The sequence below is a fragment of the Haloarcula sp. Atlit-120R genome, assembly GCF_003665885.1.
In the GTDB taxonomy this organism is placed as follows: domain Archaea; phylum Halobacteriota; class Halobacteria; order Halobacteriales; family Haloarculaceae; genus Haloarcula; species Haloarcula taiwanensis.
The window spans coordinates 348684-373522 of the sequence record NZ_QPLN01000002.1 but is presented as its reverse complement, the minus strand read 5'-3'; the positions used below and the strand labels follow the sequence as shown (position 1 = coordinate 373522).

The 24839-nt window shown below is 65.2% G+C and carries 29 protein-coding genes; 15 read left to right on the top strand and 14 right to left on the bottom strand.

Translation table 11 applies throughout. The features are described from left to right. The first annotated feature begins 10 nt into the window (after positions 1 to 10). On the top strand, positions 11 to 208 hold the full coding sequence (locus DVK01_RS09150) for a hypothetical protein (protein WP_101349361.1): 198 nt from the start codon (positions 11 to 13) through the stop codon (positions 206 to 208). 259 nt (positions 209 to 467) lie between these two features. On the opposite strand, the gene map is transcribed toward DVK01_RS09150, so the two are convergent. Together map and DVK01_RS09140 are read right to left on the bottom strand one after the other, a co-directional pair. Beyond that, entirely contained in the window at positions 468 to 1364 is an 897-nt protein-coding gene (gene map, locus DVK01_RS09145; RefSeq protein ID WP_101349360.1) for a type II methionyl aminopeptidase, read from the bottom strand. A 43-nt stretch (positions 1365 to 1407) separates the two neighbouring features. Continuing rightward, positions 1408 to 2250, bottom strand: a complete 843-nt coding sequence (locus DVK01_RS09140; protein WP_101349359.1) for an isoaspartyl peptidase/L-asparaginase — start codon at positions 2248 to 2250, stop codon at positions 1408 to 1410. Positions 2251 to 2402: 152 nt separating this feature from the next. Here DVK01_RS09140 and icd point away from each other — a divergent pair, with 152 nt between their 5' ends. Beyond that, a complete protein-coding gene (gene icd / locus DVK01_RS09135; RefSeq protein ID WP_121536423.1) occupies positions 2403 to 3665 on the top strand; it encodes an isocitrate dehydrogenase (NADP(+)) in 1263 nt (420 codons plus the stop codon). A gap of 194 nt (positions 3666 to 3859) precedes the next feature. Here the strand turns inward: icd and DVK01_RS09130 are convergent, their stop codons facing one another. Next, on the bottom strand, positions 3860 to 4087 hold the full coding sequence (locus DVK01_RS09130; RefSeq protein WP_101349357.1) for a hypothetical protein: 228 nt from the start codon (positions 4085 to 4087) through the stop codon (positions 3860 to 3862). A gap of 80 nt (positions 4088 to 4167) precedes the next feature. Here DVK01_RS09130 and DVK01_RS09125 point away from each other — a divergent pair, with 80 nt between their 5' ends. Then, a complete protein-coding gene (locus DVK01_RS09125; RefSeq protein ID WP_101349356.1) occupies positions 4168 to 4392 on the top strand; it encodes a hypothetical protein in 225 nt (74 codons plus the stop codon). 23 nt (positions 4393 to 4415) lie between these two features. Here the strand turns inward: DVK01_RS09125 and DVK01_RS09120 are convergent, their stop codons facing one another. Both DVK01_RS09120 and DVK01_RS09115 read right to left on the bottom strand, forming a co-directional pair. Next, entirely contained in the window at positions 4416 to 5213 is a 798-nt protein-coding gene (locus DVK01_RS09120; RefSeq protein WP_101349355.1) for a hypothetical protein, read from the bottom strand. A 37-nt stretch (positions 5214 to 5250) separates the two neighbouring features. Then, complete coding sequence (locus tag DVK01_RS09115; protein ID WP_101349354.1) at positions 5251 to 5589, bottom strand: cupin domain-containing protein; 339 nt, start codon at positions 5587 to 5589, stop codon at positions 5251 to 5253. A 92-nt stretch (positions 5590 to 5681) separates the two neighbouring features. Here DVK01_RS09115 and DVK01_RS09110 point away from each other — a divergent pair, with 92 nt between their 5' ends. Next, positions 5682 to 6206 carry a DUF5817 domain-containing protein gene (locus DVK01_RS09110; protein WP_121536421.1) on the top strand — a complete coding sequence of 175 codons (525 nt, stop codon included), beginning with the start codon at positions 5682 to 5684 and terminating at the stop codon, positions 6204 to 6206. Beyond that, on the top strand, positions 6203 to 6553 hold the full coding sequence (locus tag DVK01_RS09105; protein ID WP_101349352.1) for a hypothetical protein: 351 nt from the start codon (positions 6203 to 6205) through the stop codon (positions 6551 to 6553). Before DVK01_RS09110 ends, DVK01_RS09105 begins: the two co-directional genes overlap by 4 nt. A gap of 24 nt (positions 6554 to 6577) precedes the next feature. On the opposite strand, the gene hmgA is transcribed toward DVK01_RS09105, so the two are convergent. Beyond that, on the bottom strand, positions 6578 to 7795 hold the full coding sequence (gene hmgA, locus DVK01_RS09100) for a hydroxymethylglutaryl-CoA reductase (NADPH) (RefSeq protein WP_121536419.1): 1218 nt from the start codon (positions 7793 to 7795) through the stop codon (positions 6578 to 6580). An 81-nt stretch (positions 7796 to 7876) separates the two neighbouring features. Between hmgA and DVK01_RS09095 the strand changes: the two genes are divergently transcribed. From DVK01_RS09095 to nadC, 4 genes are all read left to right on the top strand, one after another. After that, complete coding sequence (locus DVK01_RS09095) at positions 7877 to 9373, top strand: amidohydrolase (protein WP_101349350.1); 1497 nt, start codon at positions 7877 to 7879, stop codon at positions 9371 to 9373. A 298-nt stretch (positions 9374 to 9671) separates the two neighbouring features. Next, a complete protein-coding gene (gene nadA, locus DVK01_RS09090; protein WP_199722328.1) occupies positions 9672 to 10799 on the top strand; it encodes a quinolinate synthase NadA in 1128 nt (375 codons plus the stop codon). A 2-nt stretch (positions 10800 to 10801) separates the two neighbouring features. Then, positions 10802 to 12379 (top strand): L-aspartate oxidase, encoded by a 1578-nt coding sequence (locus DVK01_RS09085; RefSeq protein WP_121536415.1) that lies wholly within the window; start codon positions 10802 to 10804, stop codon positions 12377 to 12379. Continuing rightward, a complete protein-coding gene (gene nadC, locus DVK01_RS09080; protein WP_121511143.1) occupies positions 12379 to 13200 on the top strand; it encodes a carboxylating nicotinate-nucleotide diphosphorylase in 822 nt (273 codons plus the stop codon). Before DVK01_RS09085 ends, nadC begins: the two co-directional genes overlap by 1 nt. 5 nt (positions 13201 to 13205) lie before the next feature. On the opposite strand, the gene DVK01_RS09075 is transcribed toward nadC, so the two are convergent. Next, the gene (locus DVK01_RS09075) at positions 13206 to 13697 is read right to left on the bottom strand and encodes a pyridoxamine 5'-phosphate oxidase family protein (RefSeq protein WP_101349346.1); all 492 of its coding nucleotides are present in this window, start codon (positions 13695 to 13697) and stop codon (positions 13206 to 13208) included. A 117-nt stretch (positions 13698 to 13814) separates the two neighbouring features. Here DVK01_RS09075 and DVK01_RS09070 point away from each other — a divergent pair, with 117 nt between their 5' ends. Then, positions 13815 to 14483, top strand: coding sequence for an RNA 2'-phosphotransferase (locus DVK01_RS09070; protein WP_121536413.1), 669 nt, complete (start codon positions 13815 to 13817; stop codon positions 14481 to 14483). Positions 14484 to 14500: 17 nt separating this feature from the next. Here the strand turns inward: DVK01_RS09070 and gpmI are convergent, their stop codons facing one another. Continuing rightward, complete coding sequence (gpmI, locus tag DVK01_RS09065) at positions 14501 to 16060, bottom strand: 2,3-bisphosphoglycerate-independent phosphoglycerate mutase (RefSeq protein ID WP_121536411.1); 1560 nt, start codon at positions 16058 to 16060, stop codon at positions 14501 to 14503. Between the two features lie 160 nt (positions 16061 to 16220). Between gpmI and DVK01_RS09060 the strand changes: the two genes are divergently transcribed. Both DVK01_RS09060 and DVK01_RS09055 read left to right on the top strand, forming a co-directional pair. Further along, complete coding sequence (locus tag DVK01_RS09060) at positions 16221 to 16613, top strand: hypothetical protein (protein WP_053966265.1); 393 nt, start codon at positions 16221 to 16223, stop codon at positions 16611 to 16613. 55 nt (positions 16614 to 16668) lie between these two features. After that, the gene (locus DVK01_RS09055) at positions 16669 to 17919 is read left to right on the top strand and encodes a DNA double-strand break repair nuclease NurA (protein ID WP_101349343.1); all 1251 of its coding nucleotides are present in this window, start codon (positions 16669 to 16671) and stop codon (positions 17917 to 17919) included. 5 nt (positions 17920 to 17924) lie between these two features. On the opposite strand, the gene DVK01_RS09050 is transcribed toward DVK01_RS09055, so the two are convergent. From DVK01_RS09050 to DVK01_RS09035, 4 genes are all read right to left on the bottom strand, one after another. Further along, entirely contained in the window at positions 17925 to 18227 is a 303-nt protein-coding gene (locus DVK01_RS09050) for a hypothetical protein (protein WP_101349342.1), read from the bottom strand. Next, positions 18227 to 18577, bottom strand: coding sequence for a winged helix-turn-helix domain-containing protein (locus tag DVK01_RS09045; protein ID WP_101349341.1), 351 nt, complete (start codon positions 18575 to 18577; stop codon positions 18227 to 18229). The genes DVK01_RS09050 and DVK01_RS09045 overlap by 1 nt, the downstream gene beginning before the upstream one ends. A gap of 89 nt (positions 18578 to 18666) precedes the next feature. Then, positions 18667 to 19002: a hypothetical protein gene (locus tag DVK01_RS09040; protein WP_101349340.1), complete on the bottom strand. Its 336-nt coding sequence runs from the start codon at positions 19000 to 19002 to the stop codon at positions 18667 to 18669. Positions 19003 to 19045: 43 nt separating this feature from the next. Next, complete coding sequence (locus tag DVK01_RS09035; RefSeq protein WP_121536409.1) at positions 19046 to 19837, bottom strand: endonuclease/exonuclease/phosphatase family protein; 792 nt, start codon at positions 19835 to 19837, stop codon at positions 19046 to 19048. An 87-nt stretch (positions 19838 to 19924) separates the two neighbouring features. On the opposite strand from DVK01_RS09035, the gene DVK01_RS09030 reads away from it, so the two are divergent. Next, a complete protein-coding gene (locus DVK01_RS09030) occupies positions 19925 to 21820 on the top strand; it encodes an ATP-binding protein (protein ID WP_121536407.1) in 1896 nt (631 codons plus the stop codon). Between the two features lie 69 nt (positions 21821 to 21889). Further along, positions 21890 to 22321 carry a universal stress protein gene (locus DVK01_RS09025; protein WP_121536405.1) on the top strand — a complete coding sequence of 144 codons (432 nt, stop codon included), beginning with the start codon at positions 21890 to 21892 and terminating at the stop codon, positions 22319 to 22321. A gap of 2 nt (positions 22322 to 22323) precedes the next feature. On the opposite strand, the gene DVK01_RS09020 is transcribed toward DVK01_RS09025, so the two are convergent. Continuing rightward, entirely contained in the window at positions 22324 to 22767 is a 444-nt protein-coding gene (locus DVK01_RS09020; protein WP_101349336.1) for a universal stress protein, read from the bottom strand. A gap of 157 nt (positions 22768 to 22924) precedes the next feature. On the opposite strand from DVK01_RS09020, the gene DVK01_RS09015 reads away from it, so the two are divergent. Beyond that, on the top strand, positions 22925 to 23638 hold the full coding sequence (locus DVK01_RS09015; protein WP_101351400.1) for a DUF4013 domain-containing protein: 714 nt from the start codon (positions 22925 to 22927) through the stop codon (positions 23636 to 23638). Here the strand turns inward: DVK01_RS09015 and DVK01_RS09010 are convergent. Then, the gene (locus DVK01_RS09010; protein WP_121536403.1) at positions 23635 to 24744 is read right to left on the bottom strand and encodes a KaiC domain-containing protein; all 1110 of its coding nucleotides are present in this window, start codon (positions 24742 to 24744) and stop codon (positions 23635 to 23637) included. The two genes, DVK01_RS09015 and DVK01_RS09010, sit on opposite strands and share 4 nt — an antisense overlap. Positions 24745 to 24839 lie beyond the last annotated feature (95 nt).

Here is a 24839-nt window from a genome sequence, read left to right as displayed (position 1 = left end):
CCCAGACGGGATGGCAGCGATAAACGACGGCGTCGACATGGCGGAACACTGTTCGACGTGTGACCGTGAGACACCACACGCCGTGCGTGTCCAGATACAGACGGAGTCAGATAAACGCGAAAACGCGGCGTTTTCCCGAGAGCCGTACCGGGTCAGTGAATGTCAAATCTGTGGCATGACCACGTCGACGCGGATGAACAACGCCTGACCATCCCACACACCCCACCCTTTCCGTACGCCACGTGGTTTCTGACTACGTGGCCACACACCCCCCACCCCACCGTTTCCATACGCCACGTGGTTTCTGACTACGTGGCCACACACCCCCCACCCCACCGTTTCCATACGCCACGTGGTTTCTGACTACGTGGCCACACACCCCCCACCCTTTCACACGATGCTCGGAGCGATAGCGCTGTTGAAAAACAGTAGTTCGGTATCTCCCACGAGTTCGAAGTCGGCGTCCGCTACCGCGAGCGCGTCGTTACTTCACAGCCGTCCTCGGTGATGATGACGGTGTGTTCCTTCTGGCTGACGTATGCATTGTCTTGCTCTTTGAGTACTGGGTAGCCGTGGACGATGTCCTGCTGTTTCAGGCGGCGAAGCGCCATCTCCGCTCGCGGCGAGTCGAGCCAACGGGCGGCAAACGGCAGTGTGCGGTACTCCTCAGTGATCTGTTCGAGGACCTGTCGGGCCTGCCGGTTCCGGACCGACCCCTCGCGTTCGAGGGCGAAAATCTCCTCGTCAGCCCCTTCCTGTACCTTGCCGCGGCCGTCGGTAGCGAACGGTTCGATAGCGACCACGTCGCCCACGTCGAGCGTCGCGCCCTGTGCCACTTCGCGGTTCGGGATATTCGGCGACGTGTGCTGCTCCCAGTGACCGAGTCCGTGGCCGGTAAGGTTCACAACGGGGTTGTAGCCGTACCCCTCGATGACCTCCTCGACGGCCGCGCCGATCTGGCCCACGTCGACGCCAGGGCCGGCAACGTCCAGCGCGGCGTCCAAGGCCTCGGCAGGCGCTTCGGCGAGTTCGGCCTGCCCGGACAGGTCGACTGTCACAGCGGTGTCGGCGAGCCACCCGTCAACGTGGACGCCGATGTCGAGGTTGACCATCTCTTCGCCGAAGGTGGCGTCGTCGTCGCGCTCGGGGGTGGCGTGGGCCGCCTCCTCGTCGATGGAGATGTTCACCGGAAACGCCGGCTTGCCGCCCAGCTCTCGTATCTTCTCCTCGGCCCACTGTGCGACTTCGAGATGGGAGACGCCCACCTCGACGCGTTCGGCCGCCTCGTCGCGCACCTGTGCCAGAATCTCGCCCGCTTCGCGGCATTTCTCGTACTGCTCAGAATCGAAATCCACGTCAGTCATGCACGCCGGTTAGTCGGTGGCGGGCAAAGGGGTTTCCCTCTGGCTATCTCCGCGCGGTCTGCATTGCGGCGGTGTTCCGTTCGGCCCCGGTATGGCCGGCCCGGTCGAGAACGATCACGCCAGCACGCCCGCCGGTCGCGTCCTCGAAGTCCGCAATCGCCTCCTCGGCGGCCTGTCGCGGGCCGTACGTGTCTAATTGTTCGACTGCATGGCGGGCTAACCCGAACCGGGCGATAGGCTCCCCTTCGCCGGTCGCGCTCGCACCACCGCGGTCATCAGCGTAAAAGCCAGCGCCGATCTGCGGCACGTCGCCGACCCGACCTGCCAGCGCGAACCAGCGCCCGGCGGTCGATGTCGCCGCCGCAAGCCGGTCCCCGTCGGTCGCAACCGCGCCGACGGTGTCAGTGCCGCTGAAATGCGCACGGACCCAGTCGAGATGGTCGGCAGGGCCACCATCAGGCGGGTTCGCGCGCTCGTATCGCTGTCGCGTCTCTGCAGTCGTGAGGTCGCGATCGGTTTCGACGCCGGAGCCCGCCGCGAACGCCACGGCCTCGTCGCCAGCAAGAAGGACGTGTGGCGTCTCAGCTGCCACAGTACGGGCCACGTCCGCAGCGTGTACAACGCCAGACATTGCACACGCTGCCCCGGTCTGGCCGTCGTGGGTCATCATTCCGGCGTCAGTCCGGACTTCACCGTCACTCTGGACGGCTCCACCGACGCCGGCGTTGAACGCCGGGTCGGATTCGAGGGGCCGAAGCGCGGCCAGAACCGCCTCCATCGGGCGCTCCGCCTTCGCTGCCTGTTCAGCGGCGTCTGTGAGAGTTGCCTGCCGAGTAGCCGGTGACGCCGGTGGACTGCCCGCGCCGCCGTGAACGATGACGTGCATACAGCCCCGTTGACACACGAAAGGCATATCACCTCCGGCAGTTGCGGTTAGTGACGTGCCCGCGAACGGTCGTTGTCCTTTCTTTACGCACTGTGTTACCACGTCTGAGGCAAAGCGGCACGCCTTTAGGGGCGACTGTCAATTGGCGGAATATGGGCTACGATTACGACAAAGTGGAGGTTCCCGACGAGGGACAGCAGATTCAGGTCACGGAGGACGACGAACTCGACGTTCCGGAGAACCCGATCATCCCAATCATCCACGGGGACGGTATCGGGACGGACGTCGGTCCGGCCGCACAGAAGGTGCTCGAAGCCGCCGCGAACGCCACCGGTCGTGACATCTCCTGGATGCGCGTCTACGCCGGCCAGTCCGCCCGGGACAAGTACGACGAGAACCTCCCTGATGACACCGTCGAGGCCATCAAAGAGTTCAACGTCGCTATCAAGGGCCCGCTGACAACACCAGTCGGCGCTGGCTTCCGCTCGCTGAACGTCGCGCTCCGCAAGACGCTCGACCTCTACGCGAACGTCCGCCCGACCTACCACATCGACGGCGTCCCATCACCGGTCAAAGACCCCGAGGAGATGGACATGGTCACCTTCCGGGAGAACACCGAAGACGTCTATGCTGGCATCGAGTGGGAGGCCGGCACCGACGAAGTCGAGGAGGTCAAGGAATTCGTCGAAGAGGAGATGGACTTCGACGAGACCATCCACGACGGCCCGGTCGGCATCGGCGTCAAGCCGATTACCGAGTTCGGGACCAAGCGCCTCGTCCGCGAGGCAATCGACTACGCCCTCGAAGAGGACCGGGACAGCGTCACGCTGGTCCACAAGGGCAACATCATGAAGTTCACTGAGGGTGCCTTCCGCGACTGGGGCTACGAGGTCGCCGACGAGGAGTACGGCGAGAACGTCATCACCGAGGACGAACTCTGGGACGAGTACGACGGCGAAGCGCCCGAGGACGCGCTGGTCGTCAACGACCGCATCGCCGACAACATGCTCCAGCAGCTCCTCACCCGTACCGACGAGTACGACGTCATCGCGACGATGAACCTCAACGGGGACTACATGTCCGACGCCGCCGGCGCACAGATCGGCGGCCTCGGCATCGCCCCCGGTGCGAACTTCGGCTCGGCCCGCTGTCTCGCAGAGCCGGTCCACGGCTCCGCGCCGAAGTACGCCGGCGAGGACAAGGTCAACCCGACCGCGATGATTCTCTCCGGCCGCCTCATGCTCGAATACATGGGCTGGAAGGACGCCGGCCAGCTCGTTCGTGACGCCGTCGAGGAGACTATCTCCTCCGGGAACGTCACCTACGACCTCGAACGCCAGATCGAGGGCGGCACGAAGCTCGCCACCAGCGAGTTCGCCGAGAAGGTCGTCGAAAATATAGAGAAGCTCTCGTAGAGAGCTTCTGGACTCTGGCGGCTTCGCCGCCAGAACATCGAGAAACTCGCGTAAGCGAGTCGCGCTGGCTACAACACGCTTCATTTTTATTCCGGTACAGCCTGAGAGTGACGGCACAGGCGAGTCCTATCGGGAGAACAGAGCTATCGCTCGGGGGTTGCGTTTCTTGTGGAGCACAGTCGGTCCGAGAAGCGTTACTCGGTCAGCGGCAGGACCACACCGAACACGAGCGGCGAGAGGAGCCCGACGAGGATACCGAGCAGTTCCATGTCGACCAACAGCGTGTCGCCCCAAGCTGGAAGGGTCCCGAACACGGCGCTTCCGGCGATCTCCCCCGCAATGCCGAGGAGGAACAGCCCTGCCCCGAGCATGAACCCGCGCTTTGCGAGGGTCGCGTAGTCCGCGTTCCAGTTTTGGCTCATACAGGTCCGTTCTTGTGGACCTACTAAGCTCTCTCGGATCGAAAGAGCTACAAGCGGTTTGCAGTGATATCTGGGCACACATGGCCACAGAATCGATTCCGGAACTACTGGAACTCCTACTTTCGACGGTTCTCGCAGTCGGGCTAACCGTCGGCGGGGCACTCACCGAACAGGCCGCCCTCGCCGACCTGTCCGGCGGCATCTCCGCGTTCGCTGCTTGGGAGGTGTACATGGGGCTGGTCCTTCTGTACGCCGGCTATCTGCTCACCTCACGCCGAGTCCTGCCGGCATTCGGTAGCGCCTGAGTCTGGTCTGTGCGGGCGATCGGTTATTCCCGAAGCGACCGCTTGGTCGTATTTGTGACCCACTCCGGCTGTGCTACTGTCGTCGACCCCACATGCTGTAGCCGCATCTCTTGCGTGACACGGACCTGCTGGTCGCTACGTTCAGCGTCGAAAACCAGCCGGAACGCCGAAACGGTGCCGTCGTGATTGACGCGAAGCCGGACGGAGACGTTGTGAGGGTCACTCACGAACAGCGGCGTGCGGAGTCTGTCGGGGTTGGTGAAACGGGTCCCGACGAGGGCGACGCCGCCGTCACTCCGGTCGGCAACGGAAAGCGCAACGGCTTCCGCGACGCCGCGTATCGTCCGGCGCTCCGAGAGGTCCGAGACCGGGCCGTCGTCGCGGACTGGCCACGCGACCTGATTCCGCCGGTTCGCTCGATTGTCGTACCGGGCCGCGACGATGGAGCCGTTGGTCCAGTAGTCGATGCGGGTGGTGAACGTGTTCAGTTCCGTCCCGTTCTGCCGGAACCGCCCTGCGTACGTCGTCTTGTTCACCGCGACGTAGCGTGTGTGGTTCGTTCGCCGGAGCACCGTTCCGTTGCTGTCGGTGACTCGCTGGCGAGTGACCAGCGTGTAGTTCGTCGTCGCAAGTGTCCGCGCGTGGGCGCTGGCCAGCGTTGACGGAACTACTGCGTCGTCACTCACGCCCGGCGGATAGCCGACCCCGTCGGTCGGCACCGCTACCGGCGTGACCGTCTCGGGGCTGTCCGACTGGACGAACCCCGAACACCCGGCGAGTACGAGCGCGAGCGTCACGATGGTAGCCACTGCCCGCGTCATTAGCAACTATACGGGCGCAGGACTCAAACAGTTGTGGTTAGTCCTGCCAGTCCGGGTTCGGTCTGGGCGGGCTGAACACGTCGATGCCGCGGACGGGCTCCTCGCCGTCGTTGCGCGCCTCGTGTGGTTCCTCGCTCGGGACCACGTAGGAGTCTCCGGGGCCGATGACGTACTCTTCGCCGTTGACGTGGAAAGTGAAGGTCCCTTTCACGACGTAGCCGACCTGCTCGTGGCGGTGGCTGTGTTCCGGGACGGCCGCGCCGGGTTCGATATGGAACTGCTGGACACTCATCTGCTCTCCGACGGCCAGCTGTGTCAGATGCACGCCGTCGACTGCTTCGACTGTCTCACAGGCCGCCTGTGGCACTTCTTCCATGCTCGGCTATGTCAGGTCCACCGCACCTAAGCCTTCGTCCCCCGGCATCGGACGTCGGTGGATTCAGTACCGTCCGGCCCCGAACGGGGGGTATGTACGCGGTCGTCGGGTGTAGCAATTGTAGCGCGCTGTGGGTCACCGAGGGGCGGCCGGAGACGACGCAGTGCCCGCGGTGTGGCACGCGCCGGAAACACCAGAAGCGGCGGAAGTTCGTCGAAACGGACGACGAGGCCCACGCTCGCGAGATCCGGGCGTCGATGCTGGCGAACCGGCAGGGAGAGGGCGACGCCTTCGCGGAACTGGACTCCTACGCCGAGATGGAGCGACAGGTCGGCGACGCGGGCGTGGACGACGAGACGTATCTCGAAGATTCGGGAGTCGACACTGACGCCGTGTCGGCGACCGCCGAGCGCGTCGAACAGGGGGCGGCCAGCGGGTCGAGCCGCAAGGAGACTGTCCTGAGCGCGTTGCGGAACCTTGACCAGCCCACCGAAGGCGATGTGGTGGCTTACGCCGAGGAGCGTGGCGTCCCGGCGTCGTACACCCGGAAAGCGCTGCAGAAACTGGTTCGGGCGGGCGAGGTATCGGAGAGCCGGGGGAAGTACCGGCTGCTATGACCGCGACGTTAGATCTGGAGCCCGGCCCGGTCGCAGTCGGGATTCTTGTCGGTCTCTCGGGACTGCTGTTTCTGCTCACCCCGGTCGTTGAGCCAGTTGCCGTGGGTTCACTACAGGTGAGCACGGTCGCGCTCTCGGCGGTCGTCTTGACGCTCGGGTTCGCGCTGGGGACGGTCGTGTTCGCCCACCGAGGCCAGCGACTGTTCGCAATCGCCCACGGTATCTTTGCCGTGGCGTGGGCGTTGCTTGTACTGGGTCCCCTACTCGGACAGGAAGCGCTCCTGCTCGCCGGCGTCGTCGTCCTCGTTGCGGGTGCCGGCTTTCTGGTGAGTCAAAGCCGGCAGTAAGAGCGCACTGACCCGAAAGCGGCACTACCGCCCGAGGTCGGCGTGCGCCGAGGAGAGGTGGCGCGAGGACAGCGCAGCAAGTAAGGAGAGTTCGCCGGCCAGCGCGCCGGCAGCGATGACTTCCGCGAGCGCGTCTGCGTTGCTCCCGGCGGGGTCGCCGCCGCCGGCGTAGCCAAGCACGTCCAGCGCCTCGGACTGGGTCGGCAGGCCCGTCCCGCCGCCGACGGTCCCGACCTCCAGCGACGCGATGGTAACGGAGGCGTACAGCCCGTCCTCGCGGGCGTCGACAGTGGTGATGGCGTTGCTCCCCTCGACGACCTGTGCGATATCCTGCCCGAGCGCGAGGAACGCGGCGGCGACGACGTTGGCGGCGTGGGCGTTGAACCCCAGCGCGCCGGCCTTCGCCGAGCCAACGAGGTTCTTGCGGGTGTTGGCCTCGACGATAGCGTCGGAGGTCGTATCGAGCCGGTCCTCGACCTGCTCGTGGGGAATGAGCACGTCCGCAGCGACGGTCCGACCGCGCCCCTCGACAGCGTTGATAGCGGCGGGCTTCTTATCGGAGCAGAGATTGCCCGACAGCGCTACGAGGTCGGCTGGCGTTTCGGACTCGACAACGTCGCAGGCCGCCTCCGTCGCGATGGTTGCCATGTTCATCCCCATCGCGTCTTTGGTGTCGTAGGAGAACCGCAGGAAGACGCTGTCGCCGACGACGTACGGTGTCACGTCCTGTAGCTCGCCGTGGCTCGTGGTCGACTCGGCGGCGTCAGCCAGAGCGTCGACGTGTTCGCGGACCCAAGCTGACACTTCGCCGGCCTCGGCCACGTCTTCGACGCGGAACACCGGCGCGCGGGTCATCCCGGACTTGAGGACGCGAGCGGTCGCGCCGCCAGCGTTTCGAATCGTGGAGACGCCGCGGTTGACGGAGGCCAGCAGCGCGCCCTCGCTGGTCGCCAGCGGGAGGTGGTGGTCGCCCTTGGCGGCCCCGCCGTCGACCGGGAGGGGGCCGACCACGCCCATCGGGACCTGCGCCGCGCCGACCATGTTCTCGATGTTGCTCTCGGCGTCGGCAGCGTCGAAGGTGTAGTCGCCGACCGCCGAGAGGTCCGCGCCGGTCTCCTCGGCCAGCAGGTGTCTACGGGCCGCTGCCGCGGTGTCGGGATCGGCGTGGTCTTCCAGTTCGTAGAGCCGCAACTCACCGTCACGAACGCGCTCTGCGAGCGCCGTAGCCTCGGAGTCGGTCATACTGACCGGTGTGGCTTCGGGGCTCCTAACAGTTGCTCTTGGCGGGCCAAGCGTTTTGCAGTCGCCGCGCCCGGAGTCTGTATGGTCGACCGCGTATTCACGAACTGTGAGGTGCGACCGCTGTCCGGCGACGAGCCGGCGTCCGCGGTTGCAGTAGCGGACGGCACGGTTACCGCCGTCGGCGACCCGAACGAACTCTCGACGGCGGGTGCCGAGACCGTCGACTGCCGCGGCGGCGTCTTGCTGCCCGGTTTCGTCGACGCCCACACGCATCTGGACATCGTCGGCCGGCGTGCAGTCGAGGCGGACCTCGCCGGGGCAGACGGCCCGGCCGACTGCATCGACCGGCTGCTGGCGGCTGACGGCGGCGAGGGTTGGATTCTGGGCTTTGGCTACGACGAGAGCGACTGGAATGGCGACCTGTTGCAAGCGGCGACGCTTGATCAAGTAAGTACCAAGCGCCCCGTTGCGGCCGCGCGAGAAGACATCCACACGGTATCGGTGAACCACGCCGCGCTGGACGTACTGGACCTACCCGACGACGGCGTCCGGACCGAGGACGGAGCCCCGACAGGCGTACTCGTCGAGGAAGCCGCCGAGGCCGTCTTCGACGCTATCGCGCCCGACTACACACAGACCCGGGAGTATCTGCTGGCCGCGCAGGAAGTGGCGCTCTCGGAGGGAATTACCGCCGTCCACGACATGGTGCGGCAGTCACACGCCCCGCGAGTGTACCGCGACCTAGACGCCGAGGACGCACTCTCGCTGCGGGTGCGGCTCAACTACTGGGTCGATCACCTTGATTCGGTCAGGGAACTCGGTCTGGTGACGAACCACGGGAGCGACCGGGTCCGGACGGGCGCGATCAAGACGTACATCGACGGGTCGCTCGGGGCCGGAACCGCGCGGCTCCGGGACCCCTACGCCGACAGCGATAGCGTCGGCGAGTGGCGGACGGCTCCGGATGCTCTCCGGAGACTCGTGTCAGAAGTCGACGACGCGGGCCTCCAGTTCGCCGCCCACGCCATCGGCGACGCGGCCATCGAGGCACTGCTTTCGGCCGTCGAGTCGGTCGACGCCGAGAGCGAGCGCCACCGCGTCGAACACGCCGAGGTCCTGACCGGTGACCTGGTGGAGCGGCTGGCTGCATCGCCGCTGGTCGTGTCATCCCAGCCGAACTTCCATCGGTGGGCAGCGCCCGGTGGCCTGTACGACGAGCGACTCGGCGAGCGCCGCGCGCAGACGAACCAGTTCCGCGACCTCGTTGATGCCGGCGCACAACTGGCCTTCGGGAGCGACTGTATGCCGCTCTCACCGCTGTATGGCGTCCAGCAGGCCGTGACCGCGCCGGAACCGAACCAGCGGCTGACGGTCGACGAGGCACTGCGGGCGTACACCAGCGGTGCCGCGTACGCGGGCTTCGACGAGGACCGGATGGGCACGATTACGCCGGGCTCGGTCGCGGACTTCGCCGTGCTGACGGCCCCCCCGTGGGCGGTGCCTGGCGGCGAAATTTCGGATATCGCAGTTACGTTGACTGTCAGCGACGGTGACGTAGTGTTTGACGCCAGCGACTGACTCGAACAGACAGCGATGTCGAATCAACCTTTTTCGTCACTCAATAACATACAACATGATTCGGCAATGCGGAATATAGAACCGGATTGGTCGCCAAATCCGGATATAAAAAATTGATGGACTACCAATACCGGAAACGGAATTATAGTTGCCACCAATTTTGCTAACAGAACTTAGTTGGCCACCAATACTGTAAATACAATTCTTTCCACCACCAACTTGCTTCTTTGAAGATAAAATGTTTTCACGAAGTAGTTCCGAAGTGTGAGTACCCACAGGTGGATACATCGTGCCCGAAATGGAAACCGCCGCGTTCGAGACAGATCTCAGCCTCTTCAAGTACGACAACCTCGAGCAACTCCCGTCAACGTATCGGGATCTCGAGGCAGACGAGCGGACCGAGCGCATCGAGAGCGCGCTCGATACCCTCGGCGACGACGTGGTCATCCTCGGCCATAACTACCAGCGCCGGGAGATAGTCGAACACGCCGACTTCATCGGCGACTCCTACCAGCTCTCGAAGGAGGCCGCCGAGTCCGACGCCGACTACGTGATTTTCGGCGGCGTGACGTTCATGGCCGAATCCGCGGACATCATCACGGACGACGACCAGTCCGTGATTCTCCCGTCGATGGAAGCGTCCTGCCCGATGGCCGGCATGGCCGAGGCGCTGCAGGTCGACGCCGCGTGGGCGGAACTGACCGCGGCGCTCGACGACGACGAGGAAATTATCCCCATCACGTACATGAACAGCTACGCCGACCTCAAGGCCTTCTGTGCCGAGCAGGGCGGTCTGGTCTGTACCTCCTCGAATGCGCACAAGGCCTTCGAGTACGCCTTCGAGAAGGGCGACAAAGTCCTGTTCCTGCCCGACAAGCACCTCGGCGAGAACACGGCCCACCGCCTCGGCATGGCCGACGAGACCGTCGAGTGGGACCCGTGGGACGCCGAGGGGACCGACGCCGCCGACGCCGTCGAGAACGACGTCATCCTCTGGGAGGGGTACTGCCAGGTCCACGAGCGGTTCCGCGAGCACCACATCGAGTCCGTCCGCGAGGACTACCCCGACGCGAACGTCATCGTCCACCCCGAGTGCCGCCGCGAGGTCGTCGAGGCCGCCGACGTGGCCGGCTCCACGTCGACCATCTGTGAGTCTGTTGCCGAGGCCGACGCCGGCGAGACGTGGGCCATCGGCACCGAGATTCACCTCACGCACCATCTCCAGCGGTGGTACCCCGAGGTGAACGTCGTGCCGCTGTGTGGCGATGCCTGCATGGACTGCAACGCCATGCGCCAGATCGACCCGAATTACCTCGCGTGGGTGCTCGAAGAGCTTGTCGAGGGCCGCGAGCGCAACGTCATCGAAGTCGCGCCCGAGGAGAAGGAACTGGCACAGGTCGCGATGGACCGCATGCTGGAAATCTAACCATGACGGACGACCCGATTACGACGGACGTGCTGGTCATCGGTTCCGGTATCGCCGGGCTGGCGGCGGCGCTCGCCGCGGCCCGCGAAGGCGACGACGTGACGCTCGCCACGAAGGCCACCCGCCCCGAAGGGTCCTCATCCTGGTGGGCACAGGGCGGCATTGCCATTTCCCGGGATACACCCGAGGAGTTCAAAGAAGACATCATGGCCGCTTCGGACGGCACTGCCGACCCCGACGCCGTCGACGTGCTAGTCGAGAACGCCAACGAAGCTGTCGAGGACGTGCTGCTGGAGACGCTGGACGTTGAATTTGACAGCGTCGAGCCACGCTCGACGGGAGCGGACGAGCGGGCGTCGGAGACGCCCGTGAGTCAGGATGGGTTCGACTTCACCCGCGAGGCCGCCCACAGCGAGGACCGCATCCTCCACGTGGACGCCTCAACGGGCAAGCACATTCACGTCCCGTTTCTGAACTACGTCGACGACCACGACCGCGTGGAGATTCTGGACGACACCGCCGCGCTGGAACTCATCCGCCACGAGGGCCGCGTTCACGGCGCGATGCTCGAATCCGACGGCGAGGTCGACCCCTACTTCGCCGGCAGCGTCGTCCTGGCGACCGGCGGTATCGGCGACCTCTACCCGCGGACGACGAATCCCGATAACACCACCGGGGACGGCATCGGCATGGCCGCACTCGCCGGGGCCGAGGTCGAGGACATGGAATACGTGCAGTTCCATCCGACCGCATGCGTACAGGAAGGCGGCGAGCGTGACGGCGACGTGGCCTTCCTCGTCAGCGAGGCTGTCCGCGGTGAGGGCGGCTTGCTCCGTAACGGCGACGGGGAGCGGTTCATGCCAGACTACCACGCCGACGCCGAACTCGCGCCCCGCGACGTGGTGGCCCGGGCAGTCAAAACAGAGCGAGAGGCCACCGGCGAGGTCACGCTGGACGTCTCGCCACTCGATTTCGCAGAGGAGTTCCCCGACCTCGCACAGCGCTGTGAGGACCACGGCGTCGACTGGACCGAGGGAATCCCGGTCGCCCCTGCCGAGCACTTCCTCTGTGGCGGCATCTCCGTCGACGACCGCGGCCGGACGACGCTTGACCGACTCTACGCCGTCGGCGAGTGCTCCCGGACCGGCGTCCACGGCGCGAACCGACTCGCCAGTACGTCCCTCCTTGAGGGACTCGTCTGGGGTCTGCGCGCCGGCGAAGACGCGGCCGGGGCCGAACCGGAGCCCATCGAAGCGCCGGAACTACTGGAACGCGACCCGGACCTGCCCAAGCGGTTCGCCAGCGACAAGTTCCAGCGGCTGACCCGGGTGATGGACGACTATGTCGGCGTCGTGCGCGACCCCGCGGACCTCCAGCGCGCGATGGCCGTCCTCCGCCGGCTCAAGGGCGAAGTGGATGCGTACGTCCGCACGCGTACCAGCCGCTCGCTGTACGAACTCCGCCACGCCAGCGTCACCGCCCTGTTGATCGCGCGCCACGCCGCCGAAAACGAAGAGAGCGTCGGCACGCACAATCTCGTGGACGCGAGCGAGGACCCGCCGGAGTCCACAGCCGACTGATGCTCGCAGACAGCGACATCGAGCGATGGCTCCGGGAAGACGTGGGCCACCACGACGTGACCAACGACGTGCCCGGCACGACTGAGGGACGACTGGTAGCCAAGGAGTCCGGCGTGGTTGCGGGTCTCGACGCTGCCACTGCAGTGTTCGAGTATCTAGACTGTGCGGTTGAGACAGCGGTCGACTCCGGGGCTGCCGTCGACGCCGGAGACGTGGTGCTTCGCGTCGACGGCCCCGCGCAGTCGGTGCTGCGCGGCGAACGCGTCGCGGTGAACGTCACCGGCCACGCCTCGGGCGTGGCAACGAAGACCCGGGCCGCCGTCGATGCGGCGGCATCGGCTGCGACGAATTCCACGCCCCGCATCGCCGGCACGCGAAAAACGACCCCCGGACTGCGCGGCGTCGAGAAGCGAGCGGTAGCGGCCGGCGGCGGCGACACCCACCGGCTTGACCTCTCACACATGGTGATGGTCAAGGACAACCACATTGCCGAGCTGGGACTTGTCGAGGCCGTCGAACACTTCCGCGAGCGGGTCTCCTTCGCCACGAAACTCGACGTAGAGGTCGAAGCTCCAGCAGATGCACCGCGAGCCGCGGAAGCCGGCGCAGACATCGTCTTGCTGGACAATATGGCCCCCGCCGAGACCGAGCGCGCGGTCACCCTCGTGACGGCAGCCGACGCCGATGCACTCACGGAGGCCAGCGGCGGTATCACAGTCGAGGACGTGCCGGCGTACGCCGAAACGGGTGTGGACATCATCTCGATGGGGTCGCTGACCCACTCCGCGCCAACGCTCGATTTCTCGTTCCGAACGGGCTGAAGCGATCAGTCCGGCCGACTCGACGAGGATTCGGTTCTGAGTTCGTGCGGGAGTTCGAGTTGCTTGATACCGGCTCGGTCGTCGATTCGGAACCGGTACAGCGCCGTCGCCTCGGTCTCGGCCGCGCGTTCGAACACGTCTGGCTTCCAGGAGGTGTCAATCTGTTCTTCGATTGCTCTGCGTTCGTCGTCGGGGATGCGCTCGATGGAACCCGTCAGCAGGACGCTGCGCCAGTTGAACGTCGTCTCGATGTCGTAGACGAGAAACCGGGCAATAGCAGCGTCGTCGCTCGCCGTCACTTTTCGGCTGTCGGTACCGAGGACGTAGACGAAGTAGAGCGCGGCGTCGCCGTCGTACCAGAAGCTGAGCGGGCGCAGTAGCGGCGCGGAGTCGGTCGGGACACCGAGCACGCCGACACTTTTCCGTTCGAGGGTCGTTTCGATGTCCTCGCTGTCCATCTGGAGCATCCCGAAATCTTCCAGTTCGGCAACTGTCATGTCTCCGATTGTCGGCAGGTGATGATAAATCCACAGGGCAGTGGCGCAAACTGTCGATACCGGGGCGTCGAGTCCGGCCACCCGGTGCTTTTGTGTGGTCACGACGCATCCCTACCCATGCCAGACGCAGTCCGTCGGTGTCCCGAGGACGGCTTCTTCGAGGGCGACACGTGCCCGGTCTGTGACAGAGGAGGCAGCCATGTTCTCGACGGTGGACGGCGACGACAGCTCTCGAAGTTCGTCTCGGGCGCGCTCAGGCATTTCCCCGAGGATGCAGGCATCGAAGTAGACGAAGCGGGGTGGACGACGTTCGATTCCCTCCGCGAGACAGTCAAGCGGCGGTACGACTGGGCCGATGGTGAGGCACTGGCCGGCGTTCTCGCCACGGACCCGAAAGGGCGATTCGAGCGGGTGGGAGCCAGTGACGAGTCGAGCGCGGCAGCCGCTGGCGGCCGGGTCCGGGCGGCGTACGGGCACTCCGTCGACGTAACTCTCGACGCGACCGACGACCCCGTACCGGCGACGCTGTACCACGGAACCGCCCCGCAGAACGCCGATTCGATACGCGAAGCCGGGCTCAAGCCGATGGGCCGCCAGCGAGTCCACCTCTCCGAATCCGCCGCAACAGCCCGCGAGGTGGGGCGTCGCCACGCCGCCGACCCTGTCGTGTTCGTCGTCGACGCCGCGGCGATGCAGGCCGACGACCGGCGGATTGTCAAGCGCGGGACCGAGACGTACACGACTGCCCGCGTGCCACCGCAGTATCTCTCACTGGTCGAAAACTAGCGTGATTGCGCCGCCCGCTACTCGACCAGCGGCGTCCCGGTCATCGCGTCCGGCTGGTCGATACCCATGAGCATGAGCATCGTCGGCGCGAGGTCGGCCAACGTCCCGCCGTCGCGTGCAGTCCGTCCGCCAGCGGTCCCGTCGGGAGACAGATAGATGAAGGGGACGGGGTTGGTCGTGTGGGCCGTGTGCGGGTCGTCTTCGGTCCCCATGTCGTCGGCGTTCCCGTGGTCGGCACAGACCAGCACGTGCCCGCCGGCGGTCTGAATCGCCTCGACGAGGCGGCCCAGTTGCTCGTCGACGGCCTCGACGGCGGTCACCGCCGCGTCAAAGTCGCCGGTGTGGCCGACCATATCGGGGTTGGCGAAGTTCAGGACCATCGCGTCGGGGTCCTCGGTCTCGATGAATTCAATGGCGGTGTCGGCCAGTTCCGGCGCGCTCATCTCGGGCTGGAGGTCGTAGGTCGCCACGTCGGGACTGTCGACAATTTCGCGGCTCTCGCCGTCGAACGCGACCTCGCGGCCGCCGTTGAGGAAGTACGTGACATGGGGGTACTTCTCCGTCTCGGCCAGCCGAATCTGCGTCTTTCCGGCTGCAGAAAGCACCTCGCCGAGCACGTCCTCGGGCTGGTTCGGCGGGAAGGCGACCGGCAGGTCGAACGTCTCGTCGTACTGCGTCATCGTCACCACCCGGGTGTCCGGCGGCTCGGTGTCGGCCCCCCAGGCGTCCGGGCGGATATCGCCGAGCATTCGGGTGAGCTGCCGGGCGCGGTCCGACCGGAAATTGAAGAAGACGACCGCGTCGCCGTCTTCGAGGCCAGCGTGGTCGCCGACGGTCGTCGGCTCGATGAACTCGTCAGTGGTGTCGCGGGCGTACGACTCGGTGGCCGCCGTGACGGCGTCGTCGGCGTGGTGGTCGCCCTCTCGATGGACGATGGCGTCGTAGGCCCGGCGGGTCCGCTCCCAGTTCTGGTCGCGGTCCATCGCGTAGTACCGACCGCAGACAGTGGCCACGTGGCCCGTCCCGTGTGCCTCGGCGTGGGCTTCGAGGTCGGCAAGGTAGCCCTCACCGCCGGTCGGCGAGGTGTCACGACCGTCGGTGAAGGCGTGCGAGACGGCGTCGGTCCCGCGCTCGCCGGCGAGTTCGATGAGCGCGTGGAGGTGGTCCTGATACGAGTGGACGCCGCCGTCCGACACGAGGCCCATGAAGTGGACCCGGCCGCCGTGGTCCTCGGCGTACTCGAAGGCCGACAGCAGCGTCTGGTTCTCGAAGAAGGGCGGGTCCTGTGCGGCGTCGCCGGGCGGCGATTCGCCCCGGGAGCGCGCGATACTGTCGCTGACACGGGCGGAGTCCTGCTTGACGACGCGGCCGGCCCCGATGTTGAGGTGGCCGACCTCGGAGTTGCCCATCTGGCCCTCCGGGAGACCGACCCGGCGGCCGTGGGTTGCAAGCGTCGACGCTGCGCCTGCGTCTCGGTAGCGGTCGAAGTTCGGCGTGTCGGCGGCGGCGACGGCGTCCCGCACATCGTCGTCCGGGTTCAGCCCCCAGCCGTCCAGAATGATGAGTCCGACGTCCATACCCGGTGGGTCACGCGACCGGCGTAATACACTGTCGGTCAGCGCCGAACGTGACGGTCGATGATGCGAAATTCGGCAGTACTGGTGGTGCTATTCCCCTGCTATCGTTGCTGGTATCGGGAACCCTGAAATTAAGAGGGTGGCCCGCCTTCGGTCGGGCATGACTCGGAACATCCTCTCGGACGATCTGGCCGACGCAATCGTTACGACGGCCCGGACAGCGACAGGCGACTCGCTTCGCTCAGTGACGTATTTCACACGTGCGAACTTCGAGCAGCTCTATCTTCGGGACGACCTCGAACAGGACGCCGACCTCAACGACTTCGTCGGCCACGAGTGGCAGGGGTACAAGCAGACGAAAAACGCCTACCAGGAGTCCGAACTGGGCGACTACCGTTTCACCGTCCGTGCGTTCTCGAACGGCTACCTCCTGCGGGCGACGACCGAGCGACAGGGCGTGCTCATCACCACGGACGGCCTGACGATGCAGTCCTACGAGGAGATCGCCGAGGCCATCGAGCGCCTGCTTCGCGAGGAGTCGGGCAAGGAGTAACCACCGAATTGGCGAGTGACCAAAGGGTTATACCCGTCCCGGCGAACCCACGGGCATGACGCTGGACCCGGTGCACGTCGACGGAATCGCCAAGCTCGCCGGGCAGGTGCGCGAGACCGTCGAGACGAGCGATCAGGAGGCGGCCGCAGAGGAGGTGTGGGACAGTTTCCTCGATCCGCTGTGGCAGGACGGAACGAAGATTCTGGAGCCGCTGGACGAGCAGCGCCGCCGGAAGGTTCCGATTGAAGACATCGCGCTGGTGGACCCGCCGTTCCCGACCCAGCACGGCCTGGACTCGGGGACGATCAATCCGACGACGTTCAAGAACGGACTGGTACTGGACGTGGCACAGGCGGCGATGGGCAGTGTGCCCTCGGACATCGAACTCCACCGGGGCCGGACCATCATCATGGCCGTGCACTCGAACGACGCGACACTGGGGTTCGGCGGCGAGTGGCAGGGTGGGGACCGCGGTTACGCCAAGCGACGGGTCCTCGACGTGCCACAGGTCGACCGCTACGAACAGCGGGTCGTCCACGCCCTGGCGCTGTACCTCGCAGAGAGCCAGCACGCGCTGACAAACGCCGATGTGGTCGAGGACCTGTTCATCCTCGATGGCCCCATCTACCCGACCGGCGTGCTCCGATGGGCCGACCGCGACACTGAACTAGCCGACCTGCTCGCGGAGGACGACCGGCCGAAGACGGTGGTAAACAACTACGTCGACCTCGTCGAGCGGTTCGTCGAGCGGGACGTTCCGATGGTCGGATTCATCAAAAACTCCTCGACGAAGGCCCTTACGCGGGCCCTCCGCCGAAAAACGAACGCCCCGTGGGTGAACGACACCGCTTTCTTCCGCCGGATACTGGAGCGCCGTGACGATGGGGGCGACCGGCAGACCGGCTGTCTCACTGCGACAAACTGGTTCCGCTCGCGGGGCGGCACCGACGGCATCATGGCCGCCGACGGCGACGCGCTGGGCATCGAGCGGTCGCTCGACCCCGAGGCCTACGAGGTGACGTTTTTCGTTCTCTACGACCCCCGGTCCGACCTCGTGTTCCGCGTCGAGGCCCCCTATGCCTTCACCAAGGACCCGGAGTGCCGGGCCAAGCTCACGCGGCAGATACTCCACGACGTGGCCCGAGAGCAGGGGCCGCCACTGGCTATCGGGAAGGCCGACGAGCTCGCCAAAATCGACCGGCAGGGCAGCGAGGAACTCACCCGCCGCATCGAGCGGACGTTCGAGACTGACCGCGAACGAGAGTACAACGATATCCGGTGGGGCGCCGTCGAAGAATCGTTCTGAAGTGGCTAGTCGCGGCGGGCCAAGACGATAGCGTAAAGCAAGACAAGGAGACCGACGAGTTCTGTGAGAGTGCCCGGAAGGGGAAACACCATTCGCGGGAGGACCTGCACGGCACTCAGGGTAACGAGGTACGAGACGAAGGTGAGGAGGCTGATTCCGATAGCCAGTGCGAGCATGGAGCGGGTCCGCCGTCGGCGGTAGCCAACGAGCGCCAATGCAGCGATGAGCAGTCCGACCCCGGTCTGTGCGAGGTGGAACGCGGTGTTCACGGTAACCCACGTGTCGGCGGAGAGGCCGGCAACCTCCATTAGAGCCCCTCCCAGAGGTCTACCAGCGCATCAGCGAACTCGTGTGTCTTTGACTCGACGGAGAGACTCACGTCGAAGGTCCCTTCGGTGAGGCGTACGGTGAGTTCGTCCATCTGTGCATCGTACACGTCGACGTGGTGCCCGTCATCCGCAATTTGCGTTCGAGCAGTGACGAGGCCGCAGTCCTCAAGCGCGCCGAGACGGCGATACACGGTCGAGAGTGACATGTCGCAATCGTTGCTGAGTTCAGTTGCAGTCATCGGTCTGTGACTCGTGGCTGCAAGGAGTGCGCGAGCGTATTCGTCATCGAGGAGGGCAAACACCTCAGTCGGGGACGGGTCCTCGGCCACGCGCAGTGGGTTCACCCGGCACCGTGGTATAACTCACCGGTCGTTCGCTGACTCAGAAAACGGACGGGGCTTCCGACAGGCCCGTGCAGCTATGCCGTCTCGGCCTGCTGGACAGTGACATCCACTGTCTCACCGGCGACGCCGAGTCGGGCGAACTGGGTTCGGACGTGTTCCTTGGCCGCGTCGATGGCCGCATCGCGCGTCTCGAAGCCGCGGGGCATCGGGGACTCGAAGGCGATTCGGATCTCGCGGTCGCCGATGGACTGGACCTGACCGCCGCTTTCGACCTCGTAGAAGGCGTCACAGACCCAGACGTAGGGGGTCCCCTCGTCCGGCGCGCCGTTGAACTCGGGCGGCTCCTCGCCCGGTTCGTACAGCGTCCCGGTCAGCGCCGTCCCGCCTGCCGTCCCCCGAATAAGCAACATACTCACATGTAGGGACCCCAGCGGCAAAAGATTCTCCCCCGGCTCAGGGTCGGCAGTCGACCACGACGGGCAAGTGGTCGGAGCCGTAGTGGTCGTCGTCGCGGTCGGCGATGACCGCCCTGGTGTCGACGGCCACGTCCTCGGTAACGAACACGTGGTCGATGCCCATCTCGGGGAGCAGGTCGTGGAAATCGGTCCGGCTGGTCGTCGGCCCGTGGGTGACGGTCGCTGTGTCGCGGGCGTCAACGAGATCTCGGCCGTCGGGGAGTTCGTGGCCCGTAGCGCGCTCGTAGGCCGGCTCGCCGACCACGCAGTTGAAGTCACCCATCAACACCGCGGGCGCGTCCCGAGCGACGGAGTCGAGATGGTCGAGCGCCAGTTCGATTCCCTCGGTCCGCGCGGCGGTCCCCTGATGGTCCAGATGCGTATTCAGGCACAGCAAATCCTCACCGGTGTCGCGGTCGCGGAGACGCGCCCAGGTTGCTACGCGGGGATAGGCGGCGTCCCAACCGACGCTACTCGGCTTGGCCGGCTGTTCGGAGAGCCAGAACGTGTTCGTGGCCGCGCAGTCGAAGCGGTCGGTCCGGTAGCCGATAGCCGTGTGCTCCCCGCCGGCGTCGACGGGGTCACGCGGATCACCGACCCACTCGTAGCCGTCCAGCAACACCTCTAGCTCCCGAAGCTGGTGGGCCATCGCCTCCTGCAGCCCGATAATAGCGGGGTTGTGATACTGAATTATCCCCGCGACCAGCCGCCGCCTGTGGGGCCACCCGTCTACCCCATCTCCGGCGGTGTCGTACCGCACATTGAAAGACATCACCCGCGTCGGATTCATATGCGTTCGTTGACAGCCACCGGGGTAAGGTTTCACATTCATACCGCTGGGGAAAGGTGTTAATCCCCGGCTACCCTGAACTGGAGTATGTCCGACCTCGGGGATTTCACTGATTTCGACGGCGACGACGCGGCGGCCGACGACGAGGCCGCACAGTCGTCAGAGACGACCGACGACGGTGACCGGGCTGTCGACGCGACAGAGGGCACCGACCCGACAGCACCAGCTGCGGATGCCGACTTTGAAGAGATGGACGTGACACCGGCGGGAACAGACACCGGCCTCGGTGTCCTCTCGGCAGCGAGCGGCCTCCGAATCAGCGAGGAAGCAGAGGAAACGGTCCTGCGGGCGTATGTCACCGCGCGGAACCGCTCGCGCCTGCGCATCGGAATGTATCTGCTGGTCCCGTACCCCGACGGCGAGCGGCTGTTCTGTCGCATCAAGGCCCTGGAGTACGCACAGGAGTTTCACGCCGACGACGCGACCGAAATCCACGCCCGGCGGGCGATGCGCGAGCGGGGCATCGACGAGCGGGACTTCAAGTTCATCGCGGAACTGGAGCCGGTCGCGGTGCTGTACAGCGACGGCGCGACGTCGGAGACGTCGCCAGCAGCCGGCGGTGCCGGCGACAGCGGCGACCTCAAGCGGCGGATGACAGACCGGGTGCCAAAACCCGAAACCGTCGTCCGGGAGGCCACCGACAAATCCGAGATCAAAACCGGTCTGAAGATTCCCGAGGACGGTGTCTTTCTGGGCCATCTCGCCGTCGGCGGCGAAAAGGTCCGCACCGCCGCGGAGCCGCCGACCATCGACTACCGGCTGAAAGACGACTACGACGCCGGTGACCCGCTCGTGTTCCGGCACACCCTCGTTGCCGGCGGGACGGGGTCCGGGAAGACTCACAGTTCCAAGAACGTCCTCCGGCAGTACCTCGGGCGGACTTACGAGATGGGCGACGGCCGGACGCCCGAACTCGCCGTCGTCCAGTTCGACCCCCAGGACGAGTACGCCCAGATGCACGACGACAACCCCGCGATGACCGACGAATTCGAGCGCCGCTGTGAACGGGAGGGCGTCGCCTACGGCGGCCACGACGACACCATCGCGTTCGTCCCGAAGGTCGCGGGGGCCGACTACAACGCCAGCCACCACCGCGCCGAACAGGTGGAGTTCACCATCCCGTTCTCGCTCGTCCACGACAACCCCTGGCTCATCGCCGGCTCCAGCCTGAACGACAACCAGTACGGCGCACTGGTAAACACGCTGCTCCCGCGGTTCAAGCGGGAGTATGGCGAAGGCGGGACCTACAGCGACTTCCGGACCTTCCTCGGGGACCCCGCGCTCAAGGAGGAACTGGACGAGGCGGGCGACGTCCACGAGGCCACGTTCGACGCTGTCAAGCGCCGCGTGCAGGGCTTCGGCGCGGTCTTCGACCAGGACGCCCGCCCCATCACCGACCAGATTTCCCAGTTCGTCCGCGACGGCGGCCTGACGGTCATCCCGACGTACCACATCACGGACTCCCGGACCGCCTCAACTATCGTGCTGGCCGTCTCCAGCCTGCTCATCGACCAGAAGCTCTCGAACGACCCGGACTACGACCGCATCAAGGAGACGCCGCTCGTGCTGGGGATGGACGAGGCCCACAACTTCCTCACCGACGCCGACAGCGTGCAGGGCCGCAAGGTCATCGGAAAGTTCACCGAGGCCGCCAAACAGGGCCGGAAGGAGCGTCTCGGCCTGTATCTCATCACGCAGGACCCGCAGGACATCGCCGACCCGGTGTTCAAGCAGATAAACACGACGATGGTGCTCAATCTCGGCGACGAAGACGCCATTTCCGCGGTGAACATCCCCAGCAATCTGGAATCGAAGGTCCCCTACATGGAGAAAGGCCAGCGGGTCGTCTACTCGCCCGACAACTCCGAGCCGGTGGAACTCATCGGCCTGTCGACCTGTGTGACTCGCCACGGGCGGGACTGAGAGACCCCAGACCAACGCGCCGATTGCAGGGGGCCGAAGATTCAAATCGGCCCCAGCGGAAGTGGTCGTATGGCGAAGCGAATCCTCGTTCCGGTCGATAGCTCAGATCAAGCATCGGTAGCCTGTGAGTTCGCAGCCGAAGAACATCCGGACGCGACGGTCGTTCTCCTACACGTCATCAACCCCGCAGAGGCCGGCTACAGCGCGGAGGCATCGATCCCCTCCTTCTCCGAGGAGTGGTACGAAAAACAGAAAGCCACAGCAGAGAGCCTGCTCGACGAGCTTGAATCGGAAGTGACCGAGGCCGGTGTCGACTCTGTCGAACACGTCATCGAGGTCGGACGACCGACGAAGGTCATCGTGGAGTACGCGGACGACCACGACATCAACCAGATTATCATGGGGAGTCACGGCCGCTCGGGGATGTCCCGCATCCTGCTGGGCAGCGTTGCCGAAATCGTCGTCAGACGGGCATCTGTGCCTGTAACCGTCGTCAGATAGCGCTACGAGTGTCGGACGATATGGACGTCGTACTGCGGGTCTTCGGACACCGGTGAGCCGACACTACAGACCGGCGTCGACACCCGTCCAGCGTTCTCACTGCCGATGAACACGATGGAGGCCCCCTCCTCGTGAGCGACTTCTCTGATCGTCCGAGTGATATCCGTCGTCGTTGACGCCATCGAACTCACGTCTTCCGGGACCTCGTAGCGGAACGACGCCGTCGGGGCGACCGACTCAGCTTGCTCTCGCATCCGGTCGGCGATAGCTTCGACGTCGAACTCCTCGGTGTCGTCGACCCAGCCCTGTTCACGCGCGTATGCCGCATCGTTCGGAATAACAGACAGTGCAGTGATATCCTCGTCGCGGTAGCCCGCGAACTCCATCGCCCGCGTTAGCGCGGCTTTCGACAGGGCCGAGCCGTCAAAGGGCACGAGTAGTACCATATCCCACCTGTCGCCCGGTTGTGATTTATTGGTTCCGCAAGCTGGTGTGATTGCTGAGGATTAGTGCTGAAGTCGACACATCGCAGTCCCGCGGTAAGCCGAGCGAATACCCCGGCAAGGTGTCTGTAACTAACTGTGTTGAGTGTGACCAATGGCCATGGAGTCGCTCGAAGATACACTCAGATATCCAATGGAAGACGACGACTGGACCGTAACCATCCTCATCGGCGGCGTCCTCAGCCTGCTCTCGTTCCTCGTCGTTCCAGTCATACTCGTGTACGGTTATCTCGTGCAGGCGGTCCGCGAACGGGCCGACGGAGCGACACAGCCACCGGCGTTCGAAGACTGGGGCGAACTGCTCGTTGACGGGCTCAAGGCCTGGGCCATCAGCATCGTGTACATGCTCGTCCCGCTCGTCGTGTTCGGGGTGACCGTCGGCGGCAGCCTGTTCGCGATAGCAACCGGGACCCGTGCCGGGGCGGGCGCGGGCCTGGCCGGCCTCTTCGGCGGGCTGGCGATATCGTTCGTCCTGTCGCTGGTGTTTGGCTACGTGGCGACGGCAGGCATCATCCACTTCGCCTGTACCGGCGAGTTCGGAGCCGGGTTCGATTTCGGGACGTTGCGGACGCTGGTCCTGTCCCCGGAGTACGCAACACCGTGGCTGGTCTCGATTGCGCTGTTCATCGCCGTCAACGTCGTGGTGAACTTACTCAACGTGATTCCGTTCCTCGGTTCGCTCGTCGCTGTAATTCTCAGTCCGTTCGCCACCTTCTACGTGCTGGTCGTGGCGACGGACCTCTGGGCTGGTGGCTACAACGCGGCTCTCGACGACCGTGACGAACCGGAGTCGGTCGGAACGGCGACGGCTTAGAAGATGTTTGCCTGCTGGTAGACCGAGATCCCGTCGTTCGTTATCTCGTAGGGTTTCGTCTCCCGCGAGTGGTTCGCGTTCCGTATCTTCTGTATCTCGACGGCGAGTCGCGTCTCGCCGGTGTCGGACCGGACGTACTGCAGGATGAACACGGCGTCGGTCAGGTATTCGATGATACCGTGTCTGGACGCGAAGGGGTTGCTCTCGCTGGCCTCAGAGACGAGCATCGTCGTCACGCCGGCCTGTTTCAGCGACCGGGTGAAATCGAACACTTCGGTGCGTCTCCGGGACTGGTCGTCGTACATCATCTCGAGCAGCGAGACGGAGTCGAGTACCAGCCGGTCAGCGCCGAACTTCTCGATGAGCGCCGGTAGCTCACCACGAATGTTGTCAAGGCTATTTGCCATCTCGACCGGGTCAAGATCGACGATTGCTAGCTGGTCCTGTTCTTCGTACTCTTCGAACCCCCAGCCGCGGTCGCCGGCGGTGTCCAGTATCGCGTCGTGAGACTGTTCAAGCGTCAGAAACACCGCGTTCTCCCCGTTCTGGAGGCCGTGGTGAAGGAACTGGAGCCCGAACGTCGTCTTCCCGGTCCCGGCCGAACCGATGGTGACGATGAGGTGACGCTGTGGGACCCCACCCTGAATCATCTGGTCGAGACCCTCGATACCGATGTCGACCCGCGGGATGTCGGACTCGAACTCCGCCTCGAAGTCGCTGCCGCTGTCACCGTCACCGCTGCCGGCAGACTCGAACGCGGTGGCGAAGTCGTCGTCAAAGAGTCCGCCGCTGTCGTCGCCGGAGGACTCGACATCGGCGGACCCACCCTCACTGTTGAAAGGGTCTCCACTGCTGTCGTCGAACGGGCTGCTCTCCCCGCCAGACGCGGTGCCACCGTCGTCAGCAAACGGACTGCTATCACCACTGCGCTCGCCGTCGTCGCTATCGCCCTCAAACGGCCCGGTGTCGGTAGATGCCGAGTCCGCGGCGTCGCTCTCGGATGGTGTCGCCGAAGCGTCGTCGGCCTCCACCGGTCCGCTGTCGCCGTCCTCGTCGTCCAGTGCGCTTTCGAACCAGTCGTCGTCGGACTTGTCGTCCTCGCTCATACGCACGACCACCAGCCACACGAACGGCTCATGGAAGGGGATACGCGTCGGGACGGATATAAGTGCCGTCGTAGAGGGTTTATATACGGTCGGCG